The 2,758-nt window shown below is 78.7% G+C and carries 2 protein-coding genes; both read left to right on the top strand.

The genetic code is table 11. From position 1 onward, the window contains the following. On the top strand, positions 1-1,617 hold a 1,617-nt coding region (locus JNW98_RS07810; RefSeq protein ID WP_223767363.1), incomplete at its 5' end, for a glutamyl-tRNA reductase. Continuing rightward, positions 1,614-2,570 carry a hydroxymethylbilane synthase gene (gene hemC / locus JNW98_RS07805; protein WP_372459186.1) on the top strand — a complete coding sequence of 319 codons (957 nt, stop codon included), beginning with the start codon at positions 1,614-1,616 and terminating at the stop codon, positions 2,568-2,570. The genes JNW98_RS07810 and hemC, both read left to right, overlap by 4 nt. The last annotated feature ends 188 nt before the right edge of the window (positions 2,571-2,758 follow it).

Genomic DNA, 2,758 nt, shown 5'->3' with positions numbered 1-2,758 from the left:
GTCGAGGTCTACCTGGAGTCCGACCGGCCCGAACGCGCCGTCGACGAGGCCGTCCGCGCGCTCGCCGAGACCACCGGGGCCCCCGCCGCCGACGTCCGCACCCTGCTGTACACCCACCGGGGCCCGGACGCCGTCGCCCACCTCTTCCGGGTCGTCAGCGGCCTGGACTCGATGGCGCTCGGCGAGTCCCAGATCCGCGGCCAGGTCCGCGCCGCCTACCGCCTCGCCACCGACCACGGCACCGCGGGCCCGGTCCTGCACGACCTCTTCCAGCACGCCCTGCGCACCGGCAAGCGGGTCGAGCACACCACCGGCGTCGGCCACGCCGCCGCCGACCTGGTCGGCGTCGCCCTCGACGCGGCGAAGGACCTCCTCGGCCCGCTCACCGACCGCCCCGCGGTGGTCGTCGGCGCGGGTGCCCTCGGCTCGCTGACGGTGGCCGCGCTGCGGCGGGGTGAGGACGGGGCGACGGCGGAGCGGCCGGCTCCGTCGGCCGGCGACCGGTCCGGAACGGTCCGCAACGCGGCACCCGGCGGGGCCGACGGCTCCGGCATGGCCGCGGCCGGAACGAGCGGTCCGCCCGCCGGAGCGGCCGGCCGGGAGGAGACCGCCACGGTGGCCGGAACCCGTACCGCCGGGACCGCCGGTGCGGCAGGGGCCGGCCGGATCGCCGGACCTGCCCGGACCGCCGGACCTGCCCGGACCGTCAGGCCGGACGGGGCCCCGCAGGCGTCCGGGACTGTCCGGACCGCCGAAGGCGGCGGGAGAGGCGGGCCCGTTCACGCCGACGGGTTCGCCGGAGACGCCGGGGCGGCCGGGCGGGCGGCGGCCCTCGGGTCTGCCGAGACCACGCACGGCACCCGTTCCGCCGGGAGCGCCCGGGCAGCCGACGCCGTACGGGCCGGTGCCGGTACCGCCGCCGGCGAGATCGTCGTCGTCAACCGCGGCCGGGACGCCGCCGAGCGGCTCGCCGCGCGGTACGGTGCGCGGGCCGCCGGGCTGGACGAGCTGCCCGCGCTGCTCGGGCGCGCCGGGCTCGTCGTCGCGGCGACGGGCGCCGGTACCCCGGTGATCACCGCGGAGCTCGTCGCCGCGGCCCGCGCCGGCGGGCCCGGTCACCCGCTCGTCCTCGTGGACCTCTCGCTGCCCCGCAACGTGGAACCGGCCGCCGCCCGGCAGCCCGGCGTCCGGCTCGTCGACCTGGCCGGCCTGGAGGCCCGGCTGAAGGAGGCGTCGGCACGGGTGCCGGTGGACGAGGCCCGGCGCATCGTCGCCGAGGAGACGGCCGCGTTCCTGGCCGGCCGCCACCTCGCCACCGTGGCCCCGCTCATCGTCGCCATGCGCAACAACGTCCTGTCCATCGCCGAGGCCGAGGTCGACCGGCTGCTCGTCCGCACCCCCGCCCTCGCCGACCACGTACGCGGCGAGGTCGCGCGCACCGCCCGCCGCATCGCCGAGAAGATCGTCCACCGGCCGACCGTCCGCGTCCGCGAGATGGCCGCCCAGCCGGACGGACACGCCTACGTGGCCGTCGTGCACGACCTGTTCGGCGGGCCCGAACAGCAGCCCGCGCCGCCCGGCCCCGCGGCCGGCCCGGCCGGAAGGGAGACGCCATGACACCGGGGACCCCGGCCACGTACCACCACGCGGCGCGGGCCCGCGGCGGCGCCGTCGGCCGCACCACGCTCCGCATGGGCACCCGGCGCAGCGCCCTCGCCCTGGCCCAGTCGTCCGCCTTCGCCCGCGACCTCGAACGGGCCGTCGGCGTCCGGGTGGAGACCGTCGGCATCACCACCGAGGGCGACACCAACGGCGCCCCCCTCACCGCCATGGGCGGCACCGGAGTCTTCGTCCAGGCGGTACGCGCCGCCCTGCGCGCCGGCGACATCGACTTCGCCGTCCACTCCTACAAGGACCTGCCCACCGCCGGGCCGGACGACGTCGTGGTCGCCGCCGTGCCCGTCCGCGAGGACCCGCGCGACGCCCTCGTCACGGCCGACGGGCGCCCCCTGTCCCGGCTGCCCGCCGGTGCCCGCGTCGGCACCGGGTCGCCCCGCCGGGCCGGGCAGCTCCTGGCGCTGCGCCCGGGGCTCGACGTGGTCCCGCTGCGCGGCAACGTCGACACCCGGCTGCGGAAGGTGCGGGACGGCCGGCTGGACGCGGTGATCCTCGCCGCGGCGGGGCTGGCGCGGCTCGGCAGACTCGGCGAGGCGGCGGAGCTGTTCGCTCCGGACCGGCTGGTGCCTGCCCCCGCGCAGGGGGCTCTCGCGGTCGAGTGCCGGGCCGACGACGCTCCGCTGGCGCTGCTGCTCGCCTCGCTCGACGATGCGGTGACGCGGGCGGCGGTCTGCGCGGAGCGGGCCGTTCTGGCCGAGCTCGAGGCGGGGTGCAGTGCGCCGGTGGGCGCGCACGCGCGGCTGGTGGGGTCATCGGTTCTCGACCTCTGCGCTGTCGTCACCGAGGTGGACGGGCGGCGGCGGACCTTCCGCCGGGCCGAGGCGCCCCTCGATCCGGCGGGGGCCGCGGCGGTGGGGCGGGAGCTGGCGCGGGCGCTTCGCAAGGACCACTGAGGGGGTGCCCCGGTCCCTCCCTTTCACCGTTTCCTGGGGCTGCGCCCCAGACCCCGCTTGTCGCGGCTTCGCCGCTCGTCCTCAAACGCCGGACGGGCTGATTCCAGCCCGTCCGGGGGTGCGGGGGCTTGCCTCCCCCGCAAGAAACGGTGAAAGGGCGGGACCGGGGCACCCCACCGACAACCAGG

It is taken from the genome of Streptomyces huiliensis (assembly GCF_020037025.1).
Lineage (GTDB): Bacteria > Actinomycetota > Actinomycetes > Streptomycetales > Streptomycetaceae > Streptomyces > Streptomyces huiliensis.
Note: the sequence above shows the minus strand (reverse complement) of the source record. Positions and strands in the feature narration are given on the sequence as shown.